Source organism: Streptomyces sp. 2114.4 (assembly GCF_900187385.1).
Classification (GTDB): domain Bacteria; phylum Actinomycetota; class Actinomycetes; order Streptomycetales; family Streptomycetaceae; genus Streptomyces; species Streptomyces mooreae.
Genome location: NZ_FYEY01000001.1, coordinates 7,135,626 through 7,156,127, shown reverse-complemented (window position 1 = coordinate 7,156,127; position 20,502 = coordinate 7,135,626). Strand labels below are relative to the sequence as shown.

General features: G+C 71.7%; 16 protein-coding genes. 11 read left to right on the top strand and 5 right to left on the bottom strand.

Annotation, left to right across the window (positions count from 1 at the left end; genetic code table 11):
- Positions 1 to 2: 2 nt before the first annotated feature.
- The 3 genes from CFW40_RS31555 (at position 3) to CFW40_RS31545 (ending at position 2,760) form a co-directional block, all read left to right on the top strand.
- A complete protein-coding gene (locus CFW40_RS31555; RefSeq protein ID WP_088801172.1) occupies positions 3 to 788 on the top strand; it encodes an amino acid ABC transporter permease in 786 nt (261 codons plus the stop codon).
- Positions 785 to 1,624 (top strand): amino acid ABC transporter ATP-binding protein, encoded by an 840-nt coding sequence (locus CFW40_RS31550; RefSeq protein WP_088801171.1) that lies wholly within the window; start codon positions 785 to 787, stop codon positions 1,622 to 1,624. The genes CFW40_RS31555 and CFW40_RS31550 overlap by 4 nt, the downstream gene beginning before the upstream one ends.
- Positions 1,625 to 1,791: 167 nt before the next feature.
- A complete protein-coding gene (locus CFW40_RS31545; protein WP_088801170.1) occupies positions 1,792 to 2,760 on the top strand; it encodes an acetylxylan esterase in 969 nt (322 codons plus the stop codon).
- 76 nt (positions 2,761 to 2,836) lie between these two features.
- Here the strand turns inward: CFW40_RS31545 and xylA are convergent, their stop codons facing one another.
- Positions 2,837 to 4,000, bottom strand: a complete 1,164-nt coding sequence (gene xylA / locus CFW40_RS31540; RefSeq protein ID WP_088801169.1) for a xylose isomerase — start codon at positions 3,998 to 4,000, stop codon at positions 2,837 to 2,839.
- 129 nt (positions 4,001 to 4,129) lie between these two features.
- Here xylA and xylB point away from each other — a divergent pair, with 129 nt between their 5' ends.
- The 6 genes from xylB (at position 4,130) to CFW40_RS31510 (ending at position 12,315) form a co-directional block, all read left to right on the top strand.
- Positions 4,130 to 5,560, top strand: coding sequence for a xylulokinase (gene xylB / locus CFW40_RS31535; protein WP_088801168.1), 1,431 nt, complete (start codon positions 4,130 to 4,132; stop codon positions 5,558 to 5,560).
- A gap of 64 nt (positions 5,561 to 5,624) precedes the next feature.
- Entirely contained in the window at positions 5,625 to 6,911 is a 1,287-nt protein-coding gene (locus tag CFW40_RS31530) for an ROK family protein (RefSeq protein WP_088801167.1), read from the top strand.
- A 155-nt stretch (positions 6,912 to 7,066) separates the two neighbouring features.
- Entirely contained in the window at positions 7,067 to 8,479 is a 1,413-nt protein-coding gene (locus CFW40_RS31525; protein WP_088802495.1) for a family 2B encapsulin nanocompartment shell protein, read from the top strand.
- Positions 8,480 to 8,608: 129 nt separating this feature from the next.
- Positions 8,609 to 10,024: a family 2B encapsulin nanocompartment shell protein gene (locus CFW40_RS31520; protein WP_088801166.1), complete on the top strand. Its 1,416-nt coding sequence runs from the start codon at positions 8,609 to 8,611 to the stop codon at positions 10,022 to 10,024.
- Between the two features lie 244 nt (positions 10,025 to 10,268).
- Positions 10,269 to 10,907: an N-acetylmuramoyl-L-alanine amidase gene (locus CFW40_RS31515; RefSeq protein WP_088801165.1), complete on the top strand. Its 639-nt coding sequence runs from the start codon at positions 10,269 to 10,271 to the stop codon at positions 10,905 to 10,907.
- Between the two features lie 193 nt (positions 10,908 to 11,100).
- A complete protein-coding gene (locus CFW40_RS31510; protein WP_088801164.1) occupies positions 11,101 to 12,315 on the top strand; it encodes a phosphodiester glycosidase family protein in 1,215 nt (404 codons plus the stop codon).
- Positions 12,316 to 12,383: 68 nt separating this feature from the next.
- Here CFW40_RS31510 and CFW40_RS31505 read toward each other — a convergent pair whose 3' ends face one another.
- On the bottom strand, positions 12,384 to 12,578 hold the full coding sequence (locus CFW40_RS31505; RefSeq protein WP_086718035.1) for a hypothetical protein: 195 nt from the start codon (positions 12,576 to 12,578) through the stop codon (positions 12,384 to 12,386).
- 420 nt (positions 12,579 to 12,998) lie between these two features.
- On the opposite strand from CFW40_RS31505, the gene CFW40_RS31500 reads away from it, so the two are divergent.
- Positions 12,999 to 13,856, top strand: a complete 858-nt coding sequence (locus tag CFW40_RS31500) for an Ig-like domain-containing protein (RefSeq protein WP_088801163.1) — start codon at positions 12,999 to 13,001, stop codon at positions 13,854 to 13,856.
- 67 nt (positions 13,857 to 13,923) lie between these two features.
- Positions 13,924 to 17,241 carry a bifunctional lysylphosphatidylglycerol synthetase/lysine--tRNA ligase LysX gene (gene lysX / locus CFW40_RS31495; protein ID WP_088801162.1) on the top strand — a complete coding sequence of 1,106 codons (3,318 nt, stop codon included), beginning with the start codon at positions 13,924 to 13,926 and terminating at the stop codon, positions 17,239 to 17,241.
- A 165-nt stretch (positions 17,242 to 17,406) separates the two neighbouring features.
- Here the strand turns inward: lysX and CFW40_RS31490 are convergent, their stop codons facing one another.
- From CFW40_RS31490 to CFW40_RS31485, 3 genes are all read right to left on the bottom strand, one after another.
- Positions 17,407 to 19,026, bottom strand: coding sequence for a phospholipase D-like domain-containing protein (locus CFW40_RS31490; RefSeq protein ID WP_256331182.1), 1,620 nt, complete (start codon positions 19,024 to 19,026; stop codon positions 17,407 to 17,409).
- 239 nt (positions 19,027 to 19,265) lie between these two features.
- The gene (locus CFW40_RS38450; protein ID WP_256332150.1) at positions 19,266 to 19,415 is read right to left on the bottom strand and encodes a putative Ig domain-containing protein; all 150 of its coding nucleotides are present in this window, start codon (positions 19,413 to 19,415) and stop codon (positions 19,266 to 19,268) included.
- 104 nt (positions 19,416 to 19,519) lie between these two features.
- Positions 19,520 to 20,455 carry an alkaline phosphatase family protein gene (locus CFW40_RS31485; protein ID WP_088801160.1) on the bottom strand — a complete coding sequence of 312 codons (936 nt, stop codon included), beginning with the start codon at positions 20,453 to 20,455 and terminating at the stop codon, positions 19,520 to 19,522.
- Between the last annotated feature and the right edge of the window lie 47 nt (positions 20,456 to 20,502).

The following is a 20,502-nucleotide window of genomic DNA, read 5'->3' as shown; positions in this document are numbered from 1 at the left end:
TCATGTCTTTGTCCAAACGACAGCGCGCCCGGGTGATCCGCGGCGTGCAGTACGGCGTCCTGGTCCTCGCCGTGGTGGTCTTCGCCCTGATCGCCGACTGGCATCAGCTGCGGATGGCGTTCTTCGACGTCGAGGTCGCGAAGGCGCTGTTCCCCGACATCATCACCACGGCGCTGGTCAACACCGTCCTCTACACCCTGCTCGGCTTCGGTTTCGGTCTGGCGCTGGGGCTGGTGCTCGCCCTGATGCGGCTCTCCTCGGTGCCGCCCTACCGCTGGATCGCGGTCACCTATATCGAGTTCTTCCGCGGGATTCCCTGTCTGCTGGTGTTCATCGCGCTCGGCTTCGGTGTGCCGCTGGCCTTCGAGGTGGCGCTCGATATGAACGTCACGGTCATGATGTCGCTCGGGCTGGTGGGCGCGGCGTATATGGCGGAGACCATCCGGGCCGGTATTCAGGCGGTCCCCAAGGGCCAGACGGAGGCGGCGCGTTCCCTGGGAATGTCGCACGGCCGGGCGATGGTCTCGATCGTCATTCCGCAGGCGTTCCGCATCGTGCTGCCGCCGCTGACCAATGAACTGATCCTGCTGACCAAGGACTCGTCGCTGGTGTATCTGCTGGGGCTCTCCCTCACCCAGTTCGAGCTGGCCAACTTCGGGCGCGATGCGCTCAATGAGCACAAGAGCCTGACCCCGATCCTGATCGCCGGGCTGCTCTATCTCGTGATCACCCTCCCGCTCGGCCAACTGGTCCGACGGCTGGAGGCCCGTACGGCGAAGGCCAGGTGAGCTGTGTGACGACCGACCAGGCGGCACCGGGGACGACGGAGGCGAAGGCCATCGACGTCCAGGGCCTGCGCAAGGCGTTCGGTGAGCTGGAGGTGCTGCGCGGGATCGACTTCTCGGTGGCGCGCGGTGAGGTGGTGTGTGTCATCGGGCCCTCGGGGTCCGGGAAGTCGACCCTGCTGCGCTGTGTGAATCTGCTGGAGGAGCCGAGCGCGGGCCGGGTCACGGTGGCCGGCACCGAGGTGACCGACCCGGACGTGGACATCGACCGGGTCCGGCAGCGGATCGGGATGGTCTTCCAGGCCTTCAACCTCTTTCCGCATCTGACCGCGCTGGAGAATCTGACGATTGCCCAGCGCCGGGTGCTGCGCCGTGACCGCGCCGAGGCGGAGCGGGTCGCCCGCGCCAACCTCGAACGGGTCGGGCTCAGCGACAAGGCGGCCGCCTATCCGGCGCAGTTGTCCGGCGGGCAGCAGCAGCGGGTGGCCATCGCCCGTGCGCTGTCCATGGACCCGGAGCTGATGCTCTTCGACGAGCCGACCTCGGCGCTGGACCCGGAGCTGGTCGGCGATGTGCTGGCGGTGATGCGGGGGCTGGCGCAGGAGGGCATGACGATGCTCGTCGTCACCCATGAGATGAGCTTTGCGCGGGAGGTCGCCGACCGGGTGGTGTTCATGGACGGCGGGGTGATCGTCGAGCAGGGCACTCCCGAGCAGGTGGTGGGCGCCCCTCGGCACGAGCGGACCAGGACGTTCCTGGCGCGGGTGCTGGATCCGGCCGCCGCCGAGGTCGGCGAGGTGACGGACACCGGCGCGGCGGGCAAGCGCATCGATCGCTGACCGCCCGCTGCCGTCGGCGGGAATCAGCGGGCGCCGGCGGGTGCCGGCATGCTGCTCCGGAAGTCGCCGTCGCGGGTGCCGGCCGGGCCGAAACCGCGTCTGAACCCTCCGGCTGGTGGGCACCTTGGCCACAGGCAGCAAGGCACCCTACGGCCCGGAGGTCTTTTGTGTTCACCGACCTGCCCCTGGACGAGCTGCGCAGCTACCGCCCGCCGCGCCCCGAACCGGCCGGCTTTGACGCCTTCTGGCAGCGCACCCTCGACGAAGCCCGTGACCGTGACCTCGATGCCCGCTTCACCGAGGTCGATGCGGGGCTGGCGCAGCTGCACACCCATGACGTGACGTTCTCCGGCTTCGGCGGGCACCGTATCCGCGGCTGGTTCCTCTTCCCGCGCGCGGCCGAGGGGCCGCTACCGTGCGTCGTGCAGTACCTCGGTTACGGCGGTGGCCGGGGGATGGTGCACGACTGGCTGCTGTGGCCTTCCGCGGGGTACGCCACCCTCGTCATGGACACCCGTGGGCAGAGCGGCCCCAACCGGCCCGGTGACACCCCCGATCCGGTCGGCTCCGGCAATCCGGGCGTGCCCGGCAAGATGACCCAGGGGCTGCTCAATCCCGAGGGCTACTACTACCGGCGGCTGTTCACCGACGCCGTACGAGCCGTGGAGACGGCACGGGGGCACGCGGCGGTGGACGCCGGCCGGATCGTGGTCGCCGGCGGCAGCCAGGGCGGTGCCGCCGCGCTGGCGACGGCGGGGCTGGTCCCCGGGCTGGCGGGCGCGTTGATCGATGTGCCGTTCCTGACCCATATCCGCCGGGCCGTCGACCTCACGGATTGCGGACCGTACGGCGAGCTCACCCGCTACTTCGCGGGTGCCCGCGGCCACATCGACACCGCACTGCACACCCTGGACCACTTCGACGGCCTGAACTTCGCGGCCCGCGCCACCGCCCCGGCGCTCTTCGGCACGGCACTGCGGGACGAGGTCGTGCCGCCGTCCACCGGCTTCGCCGCGTACCACCACTACGCGGGCGAGAAGGAGCTGAAGGTCTGGCGGTTCAATGCCCATGAGGGGGGCGGCGGCGAGCAGCGCGCGGCCGAAATAGCCTTTGTGCGCCGGCTGTTCGGCGGCTGAGCGGCCCGGCCCGACGCGACTGGCCGGAACGTGCCGGGCCGGGCCCGCCGGATCGGGCCGGGTCGGTCGACGGCTCTCAGAAGGTCCCCAGCAGATGCTCCAGCGCCAGCTGGTCCAGATGCTCGAAGGCCATCCCACGGGCGGCCGCCGCCTCGGCGTCGAAGGACTCGTAGGCGGTGTTGTCGGCGAGCAGCCCCGCGAGGCCGTCCTCGGCGGTGGGCCGGCTCAGCTGATCCAGCCGCGCGGCGTGCAGCGCGTCCTGGACGGCAGGGTCGGCCCGGAACGCGGCGGCGCGCTCCCTGAGGATCAGATAGTTGCGCATACAGCCGGCCGCCGAGGTCCAGACGCCGTCCAGGTCCTCGGTGCGCGGCGGCTTGAAGTCGAAGTGCCGCGGCCCGTCATATCCGGCCGTCTCCAGCAGGTCGACCAGCCAGAAGGCGGACCGCAGATCGCCCGCGCCGAAGCGCAGGTCCTGGTCGTACTTGATCCCGCTCTGGCCGTTGAGGTCGATGTGGAAGAGCTTGCCCGCCCACAGCGCCTGGGCGATGCCGTGCGGGAAGTTGAGCCCGGCCATCTGCTCGTGCCCCACCTCGGGGTTGACGCCGTAGAGCTCCGGGCGCTCCAGCCGCTCGATGAAGGCGAGGGCGTGGCCGACGGTGGGCAGCAGGATGTCGCCGCGCGGCTCGTTGGGCTTGGGCTCGATGGCGAACCGCAGGTCGTAGCCCTGCTCGACGACGTACTGGCCGAGGAGGTCGAACGCCTCCTTCATCCGGTCCAGGGCGGCCCGTACGTCCTTGGCCGCGCCGGACTCCGCGCCCTCCCGTCCGCCCCAGGCGACATAGGTGCGGGCGCCCAGCTCGGCGGCGAGGTCGATATTGCGGAGGGTCTTGCGCAGGGCGTAGCGGCGGACGTCGCGGTCGTTGGCGGTGAAGGCGCCGTCCTTGAAGACGGGGTGGGTGAAGAGGTTGGTGGTGGCCATCGGCACGACCAGGCCGGTGGCGTCCAGCGCCTTCCGGAAGCGGCTGACGGCGGCCTGGCGTTCGATGTCCCCGGCGCCGGACGGGATCAGATCGTCGTCGTGGAAGGTGACGCCCCACGCGCCGAGGCCGGCGAGGCGGTGGACCGATTCGACGGGGTCCAGGGCCCGGCGGGTGGCGTCACCGAACGGGTCACGGCCCTGCCAGCCGACGGTCCACAGGCCGAAGCTGAACTTGTCCTCGGGCACGGGCTGATGACTCATCGCGACTCCCGGTGATTTCGTCAACGCACTTTACAAATTACGCCGCGGCCAAACTAATATGCGGCAGCACACCGGGGAACCCCCTGGACCGGGGCGATGAGGCAGGGCCACCGAGGGAGGCAGTGCACGATGGGCGCACAGTCAGCGGGACCGCTGGTCGTCGGGGTGGACAGCTCGACGCAGTCCACCAAGGCACTGGTCGTGGACGCGGCGACCGGCGCCGTCGTCGCCCGGGGCCAGGCACCGCACACGGTCGGCGGCGGCGCCGGCAAGGAGAGCGACCCCGCGCAGTGGTGGCGGGCGCTGGGCGAGGCGCTGGCGCAGTGCGGCGACGCGGCGCGGCAGGCCTCGGCGGTCTCCATCGGCGGCCAGCAGCACGGTCTGGTCACCCTGGACGCGGCCGGTGAGCCGGTACGCCCCGCCCTGCTGTGGAACGACGTACGGCCGGCACCGCAGAGCGAGCGGCTGATCGCGGAGCTGGGCGGCGCGCGGGCCTGGGCCGAGCGGGTGGGGAGCGTACCGGGGCCGGCGCTCACCGTGGCGAAGTGGGCCTGGCTGCGGGAGAACGAGCCGGCCGCGGCCGCCGCGACCGCCGCGGTGCGGCTGCCGCACGACTACCTCACCCAGCGCCTGACCGGCGAGTCCGTCACCGACCGCGGCGACGCGTCCGGGACGGGCTGGTGGGCGTCGTCCACCGGGGCCTACGACCCGGAGATCCTGGCACACGTCGGGCTGTCCCCCGAGGCGCTGCCGCGGGTGGCGCTCCCGGGCGAGGCCGCCGGGACGGTGCACGCCGGTGATCTGCCGCTGCCGCACGGCGCGTTGGTGGCCGCCGGGACGGGCGACAACATGGCCGCCGCACTCGGGCTGGGCCTGCGTCCCGGGCAGCCGGTGCTGAGCCTGGGCACCTCGGGGACGGTCTATGCGGTCTCCACCCACCGGCCCGCCGACCCGACCGGCGCCGTCGCGGGCTTCGCCGATGCCCGCGGCGACTGGCTGCCGCTGGCCTGCACCCTGAACTGCACCCTTGCCGTGGACCGGGTGGCGGCGCTGCTGGGACGCGACCGGGAGGCCGTGGAAGGCGGCGGTGAAGTGGTGATGCTGCCGTTCCTCGACGGCGAGCGCACCCCGAACCTGCCGGGCGCCTCGGGCCTGGTCCACGGGCTGCGGCACGACACCACGGCCGGTCAGCTGCTCCAGGCGGCGTACGACGGCGCGGTGTTCGCGCTGCTGCAGGCCCTGGACCGGGTGCTGGACGCGGATGCCGCGCCCGATACGCCGCTGCTGCTGATCGGCGGCGGCGCGAAAGGCGTGGCCTGGCGGGAGACCGTCCGCCGGCTGTCGGGCCGCCCGGTGGTGGTGCCGCGGGCGCAGGAACTGGTGGCGCTCGGCGCGGCGGCGCAGGCGGCCGGCCTGCTGCTGGAGGAGGACCCGGCGGCGGTGGCGCGTCGCTGGGGAACGGCGCGCGGCACGGAGTACGAGGCGCAGCCGCGGGACGGCGCCGCCCGGGACCGGCTGGCGGCGACGCTCGCCGACGGCGGGGCGCTGCTGCGACGGTGACCGCGCCACCGCAGTCGTCCACCGGGAGGGACCGCGCTCCCGGCCGCACCCCGAGGAGACCCCTGTGACCGCGCCCGGCGGCGACACCCAGCACGGCATCCGGCGGCGCAATCTTGCCCGGGTGCTGCGGACCGTGGCCGCGCAGGGGCCGCTCTCCCGGCCGGCGGTCGCGGCGCGGATCGGGCTGACCCGGGCGGGAGTGGCCCCCCTGGTCGACGAGTTGCTGCGGGCGGGCCTGCTGGTGGAAGCGGGGCGGGCGGCCACCGGCGGCCGGGGCCGGCCGGGCGGCGAGCTGGCGGTCAGCGACCGGGGCCCGGCCGGGCTCGGTGCCGAGATAGGCGTCGATCATCTGGCGGTGTGCGCGGTCGATCTGCGCGGGCGGGTCCGGGCCCGGGTGGCGGCCGATGCGGCGAACCGGCACAGCGCGCCCGGGCCGGTGCTGCGGCGGCTGTCCGCGCTGCTCGCTGAGGTGACCGACGCGATCGCCGTCGAGGGGCTGCGGCCGGCCGGGCTGGCGGTGGCGGTACCCGGTCTGGTGGCCCGCGGCACGACGACCGTGGTGCACGCCCCCAACCTCGGCTGGCGGGCCGCCGATCTCGCCCCGGGGCTCGCCGGGGCGACGGCCGCGCGCGACGGCTCCCCGGCCCTCCCGCTCACCGTCGAGAACGAGGCCAACCTCGGTGCGCTGGCCGAACTGCGGCTGGGCGGGGGCGACGGGCAGCCGGGCCCGCCCCCGGACTTCGTGCATGTGTCGGCGGAGATCGGTATCGGTGCCGCGGTCGTCGTGGACGGTCAACTGCTGCGAGGGGCGCGGGGGTTCGCGGGGGAGCTGGGGCATGTGCCGGTGCATCCGGACGGCCCGGCGTGCGGCTGCGGCGGCCGGGGCTGCCTGGAGCAGTACGCCGGGGAGGAGGCCGTACTGCGTGCGGGCGGGCTCGCCCCCGGGCGGGCGGCGGCCGCTCATCCGGGACCGGGTGCCCGTATCGGCCTGCTGGCGCGCCGTGCCGCTGACGGGGACACGGCCGTCGTGCGGGCGCTGCACGAGGCGGGGACGGCGCTCGGAATCGCGCTCGCCGGGGCGGTGAATCTGCTCGATCCCCGGGCGGTGGTCCTCGGGGGCGCGCTGGCCGGGCTGGCGCCCTGGATCCTGCCGTCCCTGGAACGGGAGTTGGCGCTGCGGACGGCCGTCGCAGCTGATTCCGGGCGGGCCGGCGGGCCGGCGGTGGCGGTGTCCCGCCTGGGCGCGGACGGTCCGCTGCTGGGGGCGGCACACGCGGCGCTGCAGACCGTGCTGGACGATCCCCTCCACTCCAGCACCCCGGCACACTCTCCCCGGAATGGAACCCGCTAAACCTATCCCTGCACAGAGAATTCCATGCCACCCCATCGAGCGATTGTGTCGATAAAAACAGCACCACTATCTTCGGTTCGGCGGGCTGCCGCGGAGCTCCCGTGAAAGGGGCTCCGCAGGCGGTCCGTATCGCGCCCTCCGAAGAGACAGGTGGCATTGTGACGATTGCCGACGAATCGCTGCCCGGCAGTGCGGAAGAAGCCCAGAATTCCAGTCTGAGCACCACCGCCGCGCGGAATCTGGCGACCACCACCAAGACCGCGCCGCAGATGCAGGGCATCACTTCCCGATGGCTGCTGCGGCTGCTGCCCTGGGTGCAGGTGTCCGGTGGCACCTACCGGGTGAACCGCCGGCTGACGTACACCCTCGGCGACGGGCGCATCGATTTCGATATCAGCGGCCACGACGTTTCGATCATCCCCGAGGAACTGCGCGAGTTGCCGGCCCTGCGGGATTTCACCGATACCGAGGTACTGGCCGCGCTCGGCGAGCGGTTCACCCAGCAGGATTACGCACCCGGTGAACTGATCGCCGAGGCCGGCACACCGGGCGACCGGCTGGTGCTGATCGCACACGGCCGGGTGGACCGTATCGGCACCGGCAAATACGGCGACGAGACGGTGCTCGAAGCGCTGGCCGGCGGCGATCACCTCGGCGACGCGCCGCTCACCGACCCCGAGAGGGCCTGGGAGTTCAGCTATCGCGCGGTGACCCGGGTGACCGTGATGGCGCTGCCCCGGCAGGCCGTGGCGGAGATCGCCGGCCGCTCCCCCGGGCTGCGCGACCATCTGGCCCAGGCCGGGCAGGATGCCGCACAGCCGACGAACGCCACGGGGGAATCGGCGGTCTCCATCACCTCGGGGCATCACGGCGAGCCGTCCCTCCCCGGCACCTTCGTCGACTACGACCTGGCGCCGCGGGAGTACGAACTCAGCGTCGCGCAGACGGTGTTGCGCGCCCACAGCCGGGTCGGCGACCTCTACAGCGACCCGATGAACCAGGTCGAGGAGCAGCTGAAGCTGACCGTCCAGGCGCTGCGCGAGCGCCAGGAACACGAGCTGATCAACAACCCCGGCTTCGGGCTGCTGCACCACGCCGACCTCAAGCAGCGCATCCACACCCGCACCGGCCCGCCCACCCCCGATGACCTCGACGACCTGCTGGCGACGGTGTGGAAGGACCCGGGCTTCCTGCTCGCCCACCCCCTCACCATCGCCGCGATCGGGCGGGAGTGCAGTGCCCGCGGACTGTATCCGACCGCGGTCGAGGTCATGGGGCATTCGCTGCCGTCCTGGCGCGGGGTGCCGATTTTCCCGTGCAACAAAATTCCGGTGACGAAGGAGCGGACGAGTTCGATTCTGCTGCTGCGCACCGGCGAAGAAAAGCAGGGAGTTGTCGGCCTGCACCAGACCGGAATTCCCGATGAATACGAGCCGAGCCTCTCGGTGCGCTATATGGGCCTCGATGACCGGGCCGTACTCAAATATCTCGTCAGCGCCTACTATTCCGCGGCCATTCTCGTGCCGGATGCGCTGGGCGTTCTCGACGACGTACAGATCGGCCACTGACCGGCCCGCGGAAGGGCACGGCGCGCTCGGGAGCGGCCCGGTCCCCGCCCTGCCGCGCCGGCCGTACACAGATGCAGGCCCCGCACGCACAGCACAGCACGCACCGACAAGAACAGGTGAGCCTTCTCCATGACCACATCGGTGGATCCGACGTCCGGCCCGCAGCAGTCCCCGGTCGAGCAGAGCCGGTCCAGCCTGGACACCGCGGCCGCCCGCAAGCTGGCGACCACGACCAAGACCGTGCCGCAGATGCAGGGGATCTCCTCCCGCTGGCTGCTGCGGATCCTGCCCTGGACGCAGGTCTCGGGCGGTACGTACCGCGTCAACCGCCGCCTGACCCACACCCTCGGTGACGGCCGGGTGGAATTCACCTCGACCGGCTCCGAAGTCCGGGTGATCCCGGCGGAGTTGAGGGAGCTGGCGCCACTGCGCGGGTACACCGACGCCGCGACGCTTCACTCGCTGGCGGACCGCTTCGTCCAGCGGGAGTTCGCCCCCGGTGAGGTGCTGGCCCGGAGCGGCGCGCCCACGGACCGGGTCATCCTGATCGCCCACGGCAAGCTCGACCGTATCGGCGCCGGCAAGTACGGCGACGAGACGGTCCTGGGGGTGCTGGCCGACGGTGACGCCCTCGGCGCCGCGGCGCTGCTGACGCCGGACGCGGAGTGGGAGCACTCCGTGCGGGCGGTGACCCGGGTGACCGCGCTGACCCTCTACCGCAGCGACCTCGAAGAGGTGCTGGGCCGGTCACCGTCGCTGCGCAGCCATCTGGAGGAGTTCCGCGAGGCGCTGGTCCCCGCGCAGAACAAGCACGGTGAGGCGGCCATCGAGCTGGCCGCGGGCCATGTCGGCGAGCCGGCCCTGCCGGGTACCTTCGTCGACTACGACCTGGCGCCGCGGGAGTACGAACTCAGCGTGGCCCAGACCGTGTTGAAGATCCACTCGCGGGTCGCCGACCTCTACAACGACCCGATGAACCAGCTGGACCAGCAGCTGCGGCTGACCGTGGAGGCGCTGCGCGAGCGCCAGGAACACGAGCTGATCAACAACCCCGAGTTCGGGCTGCTGCACAACGCCGACCTCAAGCAGCGCCTCCACACCCGCAGCGGACCGCCGGCCCCCGATGACCTGGACGAGCTGATCTCCCGGCGCCGTAAGACGCAGTTCCTGCTGGCGCATCCGCGCACCATCGCGGCTATCGGGCGGGAGTGGAACGCCCGGGGGATCTACCCCACCACCGCGGAGTGCGAGGGCACGGCGGTCCGCGCCTGGCGGGGCATCCCGCTGCTGCCCTGCAACAAGATCCCCATCACCCCGGACCAGACCAGCTCGATTCTGGCGCTGCGGGTCGGCGAGGAGAACCAGGGCGTGGTGGGGCTGCACCAGACCGGCATCCCGGACGAGTACCGGCCCGGCCTGTCGGTGCGCTTCATGGGGATCAATGACCAGGCCGTCATCAATTACCTGGTCAGCGCCTACTATTCGGCGGCGGTGCTGGTGCCGGACGCACTGGGCATCCTGGAGGACGTGGAAATCGGCCACTGACCGGCCCGGTCCCGGTCCGGGTGCCACGTCCACGAGCGGCCGCCAGGGCCGCGGGCGTGGCACCCGGGTGACGTCCGATCAGGTATCTCCGCTCTCCTGACCTGCGCCGTTGCTGCCTTTGGTCGAGCCATTGGCGAAGCGGCCATTCCCTTGGCAGGGCGTGCCCTGTTGCGCATCATGAACACACCGCAGGTGTGTGACATGTACGCGACCATGCCCCCCACGGTCCCTGTCAGGAGTTCACATGGAGCCCGACCACCGCTGCCCGGACCGCCGTCGCCTGCTCACCGGTGCGGCCGCGCTCGCCGCATCCGCCGCGCTCGTTCCCTTCACCGCGTCCGGGGCCGGGGCCGCCGCGCACCGGCCGACTCCGGGCGGCGGCGCCTACCCCCCGCACCGGTGGGTTCCGGCCAGCCCGGCCAACTTCACCGCGGCCAAGCGCCCGACGAAGTACCCCGTCGAGATGGTCGTGGTGCATGTGACCCAGGAGACCTACAAGAACACCCTCAAGCTGTTCAAAGACCCCCGGCACAAGGCGGCCGCGCACTATCTCGTACGGTCCGCCGACGGCAAGATCGCCCAGTGCGTCAGGGAGCGGGACGTCGCCTGGCACGCCGGGAACTGGGACTACAACACCCGCAGCATCGGCATCGAGCACGAGGGCTGGATCGACGACCCGACGTGGTTCACCGACCCGCTCTACGAGCAGTCCGCCCGGCTCACCGCCGCCATTTGTGACCGCTACCGGATCCCCAAGGACCGCGAGCACATCATCGGCCACGTCGAGGTGCCGGGCACCGACCACACCGACCCGGGCGAGTTCTGGGACTGGGCGCGCTATCTGATGCTGGTCAACGAGGCCTCCTGGCGGGGCGTCGGATGACGCGGGCGCGCCGTGGCACGCCCTCCGGGGGTGTCCGGATCGGCGCGGCCCCCGGCGGCGACGGCGTCGGCGACACGACGGCCGTGGTGCGGGTCTACGCATTGATGACATCTCCGGGTCATAGTGAACGTCTCCGGCACCTGGGACAGTTGGCACGACGTCAGGGGGGATCGTGAAGCGGCGATTCGGTCGAGTGCACGGGGTGCTGACGGTGCTGGTGGCGTGGGGGGTGCTGGCCGGCGGAGGGATGGCGGGCGGGGCACCGGCCACCGCCGCGGACAGTGCGCTGCACCGCTCTTCCGCCCGGCTGGTGGCACCCGGTGTGGCCTACGGCGAATTCCGGATGACGGTGCCGCGCGGCATCGTGCACGGGCATCTGCTGACGGTCGATCTGGCCGAGCCGCGGGTGTCGGTCGATCTGCTGTACCCGGGGGCGGTCGGCGCGCGGTCGCCGGTGTCCCTGCTGGCGGCCGAGCGCGGCGCGGTGGGGGCCGTCAACGGCGACTTCTTCAACATCACCGAGACCCAGCACCCGGGCGTGCCGGCGACCGGCGCCTCGGTCGGCCCGGCGGTGGCCGCGGGGCGGCAGCTGAAGGGGGCGGTGCCCGACGGCCAGCGGTTCGGGCCGGTCATGCCGCCGGGCGCGACCACCGAGGACGTCATCGGCGTCGGCTACGACCACCGGGCCCGGCTGGACCGGCTCACCCTGCGCGGCGCGGTGCTGACCGCCGGGGGGACGCTGCCGCTGCGCGGCCTGAACCAGTACGCACTCCCCGTCGGCGGCATCGGCGCCTACACCCCGCGGTGGGGCACGGTGTCCCGGATGCGCGCCACCTGCGGCACGGACACCAACCGGGCGGCGCCGTGCAGCAGGGACACCACGGAGGTGACCGTCCGGCACGGCCGGGTGACGGCGGTGGAGGACGTCCCGGGCAGCGGCGGGGTGCCCGGGGGCAGTGTGGTGCTGGTGGGCCGGGAGGAAGGGGCGCGGCGGCTGCGCGCCCTGGAGGTCGGCGAGCCGGTGCAGCTCACCTCCCGCCTCGTCGGCCGGGGGCCCGTCCCCCTGCGGTTCGCGGTGGGCGGCTTCCCGATCGTGCGGGACGACGCGCCGGTGGCCGGGCTGGACACGGTCGCGGTGGCGGTGCGTACCTCCGCGGGGACCGGGGATGGCGGGCGGCTGCTCTATCTCATGGCGCTGGACGGGGCCCCCGGCCAGACCGGTCTGACGGTGCGCGAACTGGCGGACCTGATGGTGGAGCTGGGCGCGCGGGACGCGATGGACCTGGACGGGGGCGGGTCGTCGACGCTGGTCACCGGCGACAGGTACGGGGCCACGGTCCGCAACCATCCGTCGGGCGGGGCGGAGCGGCCGGTGCCCAACGCGATCGGAGTGTTCTCCGCCGGGTGAGGGTCCGGGCGGCCACCGGCGACGCCAGTCGCCTGACCGCCACCGTCACAGTCGCGGGACCGCCACCGTCACGGACGCACGCTGCTCACCACATCCGCGGCGCCGGAGAGCCCCTGGTGGATGTCCGGCGCGAGGCTGCTGTTCGCCAGGTAGAAGCCGAGCAGCGCGCACACCAGGGCGTGCGAGATCTTGAGCTTGCCGCTGCGCAGGAAGATCACGGTCAGGACGACCAGCAGCAGTACGACCGAGATGGAAATGGCCATGGACGCACACCTCCTCAACCGCCGCCCGAACGGGCAGCAAGGGGTGGCCAGTTTGGCGTATTTCGGGGTATGTCAGGTTCTCCTCCGGGTGCTCCGATCAGGTGATCACTGCGGGTCACTGCGGGGCGCCGGGCAGGTGCGCACGGGGTGCGGCGGGCAGGCAACAGCCGCAGGGCGAGGCCGGCAGCGACCGGCGCGTATGGAGTCAATCGCCCATATCACCGCAAGCCCCTGACATCGACCCGCCACCCCCGCACTCCCCACACCCCGCCGGCCACTGTGCCGTGGATCACATCACTCCCTGCAACGAAGGGTGGCGATCCCTCGTCTTAGCGGCCGACAACGCCGCCCTCACCCACACCCCTGCCCTTCCCCGCACCACCCGCCGCCCTCCCCGCACCGCAGACGGAAGCCCCCGACATGAGCCAGCCCCCCTGCCGACGCCGGCCCTCCGGGCCGCGGCGTGTCGCACTCGCGCTGGCCCCGGTGATCGCCATGGGCACGCTCACCGGGTGCGGGGCCGGCCGGGAGGCGGCCCCGCAGGGCGATCCGGTGCAGGTGACGCTGGGCGCGGCGGGCGGGGCCAGGACCGTGCAGGCAGGCGACCGTCTCCAGGTGACGGCTCAGGGCGGCGTCCTGACCGAGGTGTCCGTCACCGACCCCAGCGGACGGCGGCTGCCCGGCGGACTCGCCCGCGGCGGGACCAGCTGGACGTCCAGGGCGAAGACCGCGCCGGGCACCAAGTACTCCGTCGTCGCCCGGACCAGGAACGCCCAGGGCGGCGTCGGGGCGGCCAAGGAGTCGCTGACCACCGCGACCGCGGCCAGGCTCAACACCCTGATGCTCGATCCCCGCTCGCCGGACGCGGCGGCCGGCGCCGACCGGCCCCTGACGATCCTCTTCAACTTCCCGGTGGCCGACCGGACCGCGGTCGAACGGCGGCTCAGCGTCACCACCGACAGCCGGATGACCGGGTCGTGGGCCTGGGAACCGGACGGCGACGGCGGCGACCGGGTGGACTGGCGGCCCGCGCGGCCCTGGAAACCGGGTACCAAGGTCACGCTGCGGGCGGCTCTCGACGGCGTGGACTCCGGGGGCGGCCGCTACTTCGTCCACGACTATGACCTGAAGTTCACCATCGGCCGGAGTTGCACCGACTCGGACATGGAGCCGGTTTGTGGCAAGGTCCACAGGAGTGACCCCATAGAGGTCACCGCACCCTCCGTACGAGGGGAAGACAACAGGGCCATCGGGATCGGAGACTGGCATGACGGCTGATCCCCGTGGCAGAGAACCAGCGCCGCGCGGCGCACAGCTGAACCCTTTCCAAACCTAATGTGACGGAATGAGCACCGTGCAGGACCAGGATCAACTCACGGGGTGGCAGCGCTTCCGGCGCCGCGTCCCCAATGGCTTCGCCATCATCTTCAGCGTGTTGGGGCTCTTCTGTGCCCTGATGGCGCTGATCGGGCCCCTCCGGCGCGGATTCCACCCGGTGATCTACTGGCTGGACACGCTCACCATCCCGGTGGTGCCGAACTTCGCGTATGCGGTGTTCCTCTTCCTGCTGGCCGCGGCGATGACCGCCCGCAAACAGGTCGCGCTGTGGTTCGTGGTGACCTACATGGTGCTGGTCACCCTCGCGGATGCGCTGTTCCTGGTCGAGAGGTACTGGGAGTACACGTTCTCCCTGGTGCTGTGTGCCGGTGCGCTGGTGCTCCTGCTCGTCTCGCACCGCGAGTTCTATGCGATCACCCGGCGCGGCGCGTTCCTGCGCGCGATCCTGGTGCTGATCGGCGGGCTCGCCGCGGCGGTGCTGATCGGCTGGGGACTGGTCTCGCTGGCCCCGGGCACGCTGGAATCCGGCGGCGCCAACCGGCTGCTGTGGGCCGCCAACCGCGTCTGCGGCGGGCTCGTCGGCGGCCGGCTGATCGAGGGCCATCCGCCGCACTGGACCAGCGCCGTCCTCGGCCTGCTCGGGGCGCTGGCGCTGCTGAACGCCGCCGCCACCCTGTTCCGTTCGCAGCGCATGGAAGCCGCGCTGCACGGTGACGAGGAGGCCCGCATCCGGGCGCTGCTGGACCGCTACGGCAGCCAGGACTCGCTCGGCTACTTCGCCTCCCGCCGCGACAAGGCCGTGGTCTTCTCCCGCAGCGGCAAGGCCGCCGTCACCTACCGCGTCGAGGCCGGTGTCTGTCTGGCCAGTGGTGACCCGGTCGGTGACCGGGAGGCGTGGCCGCAGGCCATCGAGGCCTGGCTGGAGGTCGCCGGACGGTACGGCTGGCAGCCCGCCGTCATGGGGGCCAGCGAGAGCGGCGCCAAGGCGTTCGCCCGCAGCGGCCTCGGGGCGCTGCAGCTCGGCGACGAAGCGATCTTGCATGTGAAGGACTTCGACCTCGACGGCCGGGAGATGCGGGTGACCCGCCAGGCCGTCAACCGCGTCGAGCGCACCGGCGCGACCTTCCGCGTACGGCGCCACTCCGCGCTGACCGACGAGGAGATGCAGGAGGTCATCCACCGGGCGGATGCCTGGCGCGACACCGAGACCGAGCGCGGCTTCTCGATGGCGCTGGACCGGCTGGGCGACCCGGAGGACGGGGACTGCCTGCTGGCCGAGGCGTTCGACGGGGACGGCAACATGATCGCGCTGCTGTCCTTCGTGCCCTGGGGCAAGGACGGCATCTCGCTGGACGTCATGCGCCGGGACCGCACCGCACCCAACGGCGTCATGGAGTTCATGGTGGCCCGGCTGTGCGCCCAGGCCGGTGCCATGGGCGTGCGCCGGATCTCGCTGAACTTCGCGGTGTTCCGGTCCGCCTTCGAGGAGGGCGCCCGGATCGGTGCCGGTCCGGTGCTGAAGTTCTGGCGCCGGCTGCTGCTGTTCTTCTCCAAGTGGTGGCAGCTGGAAGCCCTCTACCGTTCCAACGCGAAGTACAACCCGCAGTGGTACCCGCGGTTCCTGTGCTACGCGGACGCCGGTGCGCTGGCCCGGATCGGTCTGGCCTCCGGTATCGCCGAGGGCTTCGTGGCCGTGCCGAGCCTGGGCAAGCTGTGGGGCAAGGGCCACAAGAAGCGGGTGCTGGCCCCGGCGAGCACCGCGGGCCTGCCGTCCCTGGACGAGCTCGGGCTGGTGCAGACCGGACCGGCCACCGAGGAGGAGCTGCACGAGCGGGAACTGGCCGCGCTGCCCGAGCAGGTGCGGGTGCGCCACCTGAAGCTGGAGCGGCTGCGGGAGGCCGGCACCGACCCGTACCCGGTGGGCGTGGAGCGTACGCACACCCTGGGCCAGGTCCGCGACGAGTACCCGGACCTGACGCCGGGCGCACGGACCGGCAAGACCGTCAGCATCGCGGGGCGGGTGCTGCTCACCCGCGATCACGGTGGGGTGCTCTTCGCGGTGCTGCGGGACTGGTCGGGTGATCTGCAGATCGCGCTGACGCGGGAGGGCAGTGGCAAGGAGCTGCTGGAGCGCTTCGGTGCGGACATCGACCTCGGTGACCATGTCGAGGCCGAGGGCGAGGTCGGCACCAGCGACCGCGGTGAGCTGACGGTGTTCGTGACCCGGTGGCGGCTGACGGCCAAGTGCCTTCGGCCGCTGCCGGACAAGCGGCGCGGGCTGACCGACCCGGAGGCCAAGGTCCGCCAGCGGTATGTGGACCTGGTCGTCTCGCCGGACTCGCGGGACAACCTACGGGCGCGCAGCACGGCCGTACAGGCACTGCGCCAGGGTCTGATCGAGCGCGGCTACCTCGAGGTCGAGACGCCGATGCTGCAGCAGATCCACGGCGGCGCCAACGCCCGCCCCTTCCAGACCCACATCAACGCCTACGACCTCGATCTGTATCTGCGGATCGCGCCGGAGCTGTACCTCAAGCGGCTGTGCGTGGGCGGTATGGAGAAGGTCTTCGAGATGGGGCGGACCTTCCGCAACGAGGGCATCTCCTACAAGCACAACCCCGAGTTCACGATGCTGGAGGCGTACCAGGCGTTCGCCGACTACGACGTGATGCTCGACCTGACCCGGGAGCTGATCCAGGGCGCGGCCATCGCCGCGTTCGGCAGCGCCACCGCCCGCAAGGCGGACGAGAGCGGCCGGCTGGTCGAGCACGACATCTCGGGGATCTGGCCGGTGAAGACCGTCTACGGCGCGATCTCCGAAGCGCTCGGCGAGGAGGTCGACGCGGACACCGGCCCCGAGGCGCTGCGCCGGCTGTGCGCTGCCTCGTCGGTGCCGGTGAAGCCGGAGATGGGCCGGGGCGACATCGTGCTGGAGATGTACGAGCGGCTGGTGGAGGAGCGGACCGAGCTCCCGACGTTCTACAAGGACTTCCCCACCGATGTCTCGCCGCTGACCCGTCAGCACCGCCGGGACCCGCGGCTCGCCGAGCGCTGGGACCTGGTCGCGTTCGGCACCGAACTGGGCACCGCCTACTCGGAGCTGACCGACCCGGTGGAGCAGCGGCGGCGGCTCACCGCCCAGTCGCTGCTGGCGGCCGGCGGTGACGTGGAGGCGATGGAGCTGGACGAGGACTTCCTGCAGGCCCTGGAGTACGCGATGCCGCCGACCGGTGGTCTGGGCATCGGCGTGGACCGGCTGGTCATGTTCCTCACCGGGCTGTCGATCCGCGAGACGCTGCCGTTCCCGCTGGTGCGGCGCCGCTGACGGCAACCGCGGGCCCGCTTGCTGCGTCCCGAAACGGCGAAGGCCGCCCCCACCGTGCGGTGGGGGCGGCCTTCGCCGTTTCGGGCGCGCCTGCCACGGTCGGCGCCGGAACTCCGGCGGGCCGAGGGGGCTTGCCCGCCCGCGGCGTCAGCCCGTTGAACGCAGTCAGCCCGTGGCGCCGGCCGGGCACCCGGCCGGGGTCGACGCCGCCTGCCGGGAGTACTTCCACTCCGGGTCGAGCAGCTCGGTCTTGAGCTGCTTCGCCGCGGCCGGGCTCTCGACGATGTAGCCGAAGTCCTGCAGCCAGGCCGGGTAGAGGTTCTTGGAACCGATGTAGAACGCCGAGTCGTCCACCGACACCAGCTTGTGGTGCAGCGCGTACGGCTTGCCGTCGGCCCACTTCGCGGCGTCGGAGCTGCGGAACGAGGCGAGCTGCAGATTGCCGCACAGCGCACGCGACGCCTTCTCGTTGTCGCCGGTGAGCGCCACGAGACGCGTGCGGAGGGTGTCGCTGATCTCGTCCAGGGACTTGATCTGGGAGTAGCCCCCGCTGCCGACGGCGCCGCGGTTGGCGGGATCGCTGACGACGATGCGGACCTTCACCCCGGCGGCCAGCTTGCCCGCGAGGGTGTCGTAGGTCCGGATGTCGTAGCGCGGCAGCGGCGGACAGGTGCCGTTGAGGTCCTGCTGCGAGATCTCGACGTGGCTGCGCGCGCTCGCGATGAGCGAACGCAGCGCGTTCTCCTCGGGGTTGACCGTGTCGTAGTCACGGTCGCCGTTGGTGTGGTCGTGCAGCCCCACGGTGCACTTGGTGTCCGGGGCCGTGGGCAGGTCAGGGTGGTACCCCGAGGAGGGGTCGGACTCCTTGATGCCCACGCCCAGACCGCCGACCGCGATGACCGGGACGTCACCGGTGGGCTCGGCGGGGGTGGCGCCCGCCTCGTCCTTCTCCATCGACGGCATGCAGGAGGAACCGTTCGACGTGGCGAGCCAGACCTTCGCCGGGTCGGACGCGTTCCGGCAGGTCCAGTCCCAGAGGGTGTCGAGGTACTTCCCCGCCGAGCGGGCGGCCGGCCCGCTGAGCGCCATGTCCACGTCCGACACCGGGTTGTCGGTGTCGAGGTAGTCGTCCTTCCAGCCGTTGATCCCGCCCGTGACGGCCGTCTTCCCGTCGACCACAAGGAGCTTGGAGTGATTCCAGGAGAGCGACGTCTTGGACGTGGTCATCGAGGCGACGTTGAGCGTGACCTTGCCGGCCGCCGGGCCGAGCTTGTCGATCAGGTCGTCCCGGTAGCGGGACGGCACCACGTTGAGGTGGTAGAGGGGGGCGGCGCCGACCAGGATGCGCACCCGCGGGGAGTGTCCCGCCTTGACGGACGCCTTGAGACCGGCGACGACGGCGTCCTCGAACCCGCCGTTGGGGAACGGGGCCAGCGAGGAGACGTCCACGGTGTGCCGGGCGTCGGCGATGTTGCGGGTCATCTTGTCGAGCATCCGCCGGGTGCCCGCGCGGTCCTTGCAGCCGGCGTCGCCCCAGCAGCCGGGGGTCTGCAGCAGCCAGCCGGAGGGGTTGTCCGCCGGGGCGTCCAGGCGGTTGCCGTCGGTGCGCTCCCACACCGAGCCTTCGAGGCCGGGGGAGGTTTCGCGGAGCGACCGCTCGATGGAGTCCAGGTGGGGGGTGGGCGGGGTGTCCGCAGCGTATGCCGCCGAGGCCGGTAGCGTCGCGCACACGGTCGTCAGGGCGACGGACGCCGGTATGAGCCGGTGGAGTCTGTGAGGAGCCAAGAACTTGCCTTCTTACGGTGACGAGGCGAGCCGGGCGCTGATCACATGCCGCTGATCGCACGCCCGGCTCCGGTTGCCCTCAGAAGCTATCGGGCCGCCTCCCGTTCGCTCGGTGCAGAAGACGATCTTCGCTACAACTGCGGCCGCCACCGCGGCGTTCGCGGCTTTCGTCTTCGCGCATGCCGCGAAGATGCCGATGTTCAGCACCAGTTGTCGGAACCATGTGTCGGAACCACGTGTCAGAACCAGTTGACGGTGAGCGGGAAGGCGGCGGTGGCGGTGGCGCCGCGGGAGTCGGTGACGGTGGCGGTGACCGGAAAGGTGCCGGTCTGCCAGGGCCTGCCACCGATCCGGCCGCCGGGGGCGTCGGCGCCCAGGCCCAGTGGCAGGCCGGTGGCGCGGTAGGTGAGCGGGGGCGTGCCGCCGGCGGCGGTCAGCTGGACGGTGCAGTCCTGGAGGAAGCGGCAGGTCTGCGGGCCGGGGGCGGTGAGCTTCAGGTCACCACCGGGCGGCTCGGTGCCGCGGTGTCGAACACGCCGGTGACGGGGGCGGCGGTGCCCGCATTGCCCGCGTGCCCGGTGCCGTACATGTCCTCGATCGTCCGCAGCAGGCTGTAGTGGTTGTAGGCGCCGCTGAGGCTGCCCGGTGCGACATGGGCCCCGTGGAAGACGGTCGCGATCCGGTTGGAGCCGAGGTAGTTGTCCTCGTCCCAGGTCACCATCAGCAGGCTGTTGTGGTCCTTGGTCCACCGGGCGTAGGAGGCGAGGTTGTCCCTGAGCCAGGTGTCGCCGGTGCCGACGCCGCAGTCGTGCATGTCGTTGCACATGTCCGGGATGACGAAGGAGACGGTCGGCAGCCGGGTGAAGTCGTCCTGGGGGAACTGGGCGAAGGTCTTTCCGGTGCTGACGGGCACGTTCTTGAAGGCGAACCAGGGGTTGTGCTTCTGGGCGTAGCGGCCGTCGGAGCAGGTGGTGGAGCCCTCGCTGGGCAGGCCTTCGTTGTAGCTCGCGAAGGTCTTGCCGGCGGCGAGCAGTTCCTGGCCGAGGTTGGGCGCGTTCATCGACTGCGCGGTGTAACAGCCGTCGCCGGTGATCCCCTGGGTGGCGCCGGAGAAGAGGTTGAAGTAGTTCGGCTGGCTGGGGTGGGTCAGTGCCTGCATACCCGTCAGGTCGGCGCCCTCCCGGGCGAGTTGGTTGAGGTAGGGCGCGGCGGCGTTGCCGATGATCTCGCCGTACTGCTTGTTCTCGAAGACGACGATCACGACATGGTCGTAGGACGGCAGGGCGGCCCGGATGCCGGTGCCGCTCGCGTGGGCCGCCGTACCTTCCGTGGTGGTGCGGGCGTCGGCGGTGGCGGCGGCACACGTCAGGCCGAGTGCGCCGAGCACCGCCACGAGCGCCCTGCACAGATGGACGGCTGTTCGCTTCATCGGGTCTCCCTCCGTTCCGGTGATGCCGGTCCGGGCTGAGGTGTTCG

Bases quoted from the DNA above. Each gene is read 5' to 3' on its own strand.
- CFW40_RS31555 (WP_088801172.1), top strand. From the start codon at position 3: ATGTCTTTGTCCAAACGACAGCGCGCCCGGGTGATCCGCGGCGTGCAG.
- xylA (WP_088801169.1), bottom strand. From the start codon at position 4,000: ATGAGTCATCAGCCCGTGCCCGAGGACAAGTTCAGCTTCGGCCTGTGG.
- xylB (WP_088801168.1), top strand. From the start codon at position 4,130: ATGGGCGCACAGTCAGCGGGACCGCTGGTCGTCGGGGTGGACAGCTCG.
- CFW40_RS31520 (WP_088801166.1), top strand. From the start codon at position 8,609: ATGACCACATCGGTGGATCCGACGTCCGGCCCGCAGCAGTCCCCGGTC.
- CFW40_RS31515 (WP_088801165.1), top strand. From the start codon at position 10,269: ATGGAGCCCGACCACCGCTGCCCGGACCGCCGTCGCCTGCTCACCGGT.
- CFW40_RS31505 (WP_086718035.1), bottom strand. From the start codon at position 12,578: ATGGCCATTTCCATCTCGGTCGTACTGCTGCTGGTCGTCCTGACCGTG.
- CFW40_RS31500 (WP_088801163.1), top strand. From the start codon at position 12,999: ATGAGCCAGCCCCCCTGCCGACGCCGGCCCTCCGGGCCGCGGCGTGTC.
- lysX (WP_088801162.1), top strand. From the start codon at position 13,924: ATGAGCACCGTGCAGGACCAGGATCAACTCACGGGGTGGCAGCGCTTC.
- CFW40_RS31485 (WP_088801160.1), bottom strand. From the start codon at position 20,455: ATGAAGCGAACAGCCGTCCATCTGTGCAGGGCGCTCGTGGCGGTGCTC.